This is a genomic window from Variovorax sp. 20P10.2.4 (genome assembly GCF_058244205.1).
On the sequence record NZ_JBZAYE010000900.1, the window covers coordinates 1 to 2,330 of the forward strand.

The following is a 2,330-nucleotide window of genomic DNA, read 5'->3' on the forward strand; positions in this document are numbered from 1 at the left end:
CCCCGGGGCCAGGCCTCGCGCAGCACGAGGCAGCCGGTGGCCGAGAGGTTGCCCCGCGCGATCAGGTCGAGCACCGCCGCGTTGATGCCGGGGCTCATGCCGAAGTCGTCGGCGCAGATGCACAGCCGTTGCGTTTTGGCCGCGGCTGGGGCCGCGGTCGCGCTCATGGCTCCTCGGCTTCCAGCCCGTGGCCGCGCTGCTCGCGCACCACGTAGACGGGCCGGCCCTTGACCTCCTCGAAGATGCGGGCGACGTACTCGCCGAGGATGCCGGTGGAGATCATCTGCACGCCGATGAAGAACATCAGGCTCACGACGATGGTGGACCAGCCCGACACCTCGTTGCCGAAGCACATGTAGTCGAGGACCACGTAGCTGCCGTAGCCGAAGGCCGGCAGCGCGAGCATCAGGCCGGCCACGCTGACCATGCGCAGCGGCCAGGTGGTGAAGGAGGTCAGGCCGTCGAGCGCCAGCTTGAACAGGCGCCGCGCGTTGAAGCGGCTGCGCCCCTCGGCGCGCGGCGCCGGCGTGTAGGGCAGCGCCACGGCGCGAAAGCCGACCCAGGCGTACAGGCCCTTCATGAAGCGGCTGCGCTCGGGCAGTTTCAGCAGCGCATCGACCACCTTGCGGTCCATGAGCCGGAAGTCGCCCGCGTTCTCGGGCACCGCGAAACGGTCGGAGGCATTCAGCAGCTTGTAGAACAGGCGCGTGCTCAGCGTTTTGAGCGGCCCTTCGTCGCTGCGGTCCTGGCGCACCGCATAGACCACCTCGGCGCCCGCGCGCCACTGGTCGATCATGGCGCGCACCAGCGCGGGCGAATGCTGCATGTCGCCGTCGAGCAGCACCACCGCGTCGCCCCGGGCCGCGCCCAGTCCGGCGGTCAGCGCCGCTTCCTTGCCGAAGTTGCGCGACAGCGAGAGGCAGCGGATGCCCGGCCGCTGGCACCACTGCTCGATGACGGCATCGGTGTCGTCGGTGCTGCCGTCGTTGACCACGATCACTTCCCAACGCAACTGGGTGGCGCGCAGCATCTGGTCGAGTTCCGGCAGCAGCGCGCCGAGGTTGCGTGCCTCGTTGAAGCAAGGAACCACGCACGAGATGCCCGGGACCGAGGCCGTCCGGGGCCGTTGCAGGTTCGAGAGATCGCGCAGGGGAGCGTTCATGGATGGGCTGGAGATTAAGGGCTCGTGGATAGGAAAGCACTCAATCCCATGCACGCGAAGCGACCCATTCCGCACGGTCAGTGCGGGGTCAGCATGACCGGCTCCGCGGGCGTCGCGGCCAGCGGCAGCCGCAGTTCGAAGCGCGCGCCGCCGCCCGGCGCGTTCATGGCCTCGATGCGGCCGCCATGCACCTGCACCACGGCCTGCGACAGCGCGAGCCCGAGTCCCAGGCCCGGCGTGGCCTCGTCCGAACGCGCGCCGGCGCCGCGGTAGAAGCGCTCGAACAGGTGCGGCAGTTCGTCGCTGCGGATGCCGGGGCCGTGGTCGGCGACGCGGACCACGGCCTCGCCGCCGCCGGGCGGTGCGAACACGTCCACGTGCACGGTGCCGCCATCGGGCGAGAACTTCAGCGCGTTGTCGAGCAGATTGGCCAGCGCCAGGTTCGCGGCACCGCGCGCCACGCGGACCGCGACCGGCTCCATCAGCTCGAGCCGCAACCGGACGCCGCGTTCGCGCGCCATCGGCTCGAGGCGGCGCAGCGCCTCCTCGGCCAGCTGATCGAGCGCCACCGTCTCCGCGGCCTCGCGTTCCTGGCCCGCATCGATGCGCGCCAGCACCAGCAGTTCCTCCACCAGCAGCGAGAGCGATTCCACCTCGTCGAGCGCGGAGCGCAGGGTCTGGACGTAGACCGCCGGTTCGCGCGGCCGGCGCAGCGCGAGCTCGAGCTCGGTGCGCAGCCGCGACAGGGGCGAGCGCAACTCGTGCGAGGCATCGGCGGTGAAGCGCCGCTGCGCTTCCATGCCGTGCTCGATGCGCGCCAGCATCGCATTGAGCGTCTCGACGAGCCGGCCGACCTCGTCGGCGGTTCCGGGCGCCGGCAGGCGCTCGCTGAGGTTGGCGTCGCTGATGCGATGCGCCTGCTGCACCACGTCGTCGATGGCACGGAAGGCGCGCCGCGTGATCAGCGTGCCGGCCAGTCCCAGCGCCAGCAGCAGCGTGCCGCCGAGCACGAGGAACAGCACGCTGGCCATCGCGACGGTGCGGTTGATGTCGTCGAGCGAGCCGGCCACCTGCACCGCCAGCGTCGCGTCGCGGCCGGGCACCGGCACCGAGACCATGCGCGTGGGTTCCTCGCCGAAGCCCTCGAGCGTCTCGAACACGGTCTCGC

At 71.1% G+C, this 2,330-nt stretch carries 3 protein-coding genes; all 3 read right to left on the reverse strand.

The features are described from left to right. Positions 1-167: ChbG/HpnK family deacetylase (locus AC27VN_RS39160; protein WP_490880167.1), on the reverse strand; the 167-nt coding region annotated here is incomplete at its 3' end. Then, positions 164-1,162, reverse strand: a complete 999-nt coding sequence (locus AC27VN_RS39165) for a glycosyltransferase family 2 protein (protein WP_490880165.1) — start codon at positions 1,160-1,162, stop codon at positions 164-166. The genes AC27VN_RS39165 and AC27VN_RS39160, both read right to left, overlap by 4 nt. Before the next feature lie 77 nt (positions 1,163-1,239). After that, the coding region (locus AC27VN_RS39170; RefSeq protein WP_490880166.1) for a sensor histidine kinase at positions 1,240-2,330 on the reverse strand (1,091 nt) is incomplete at its 5' end.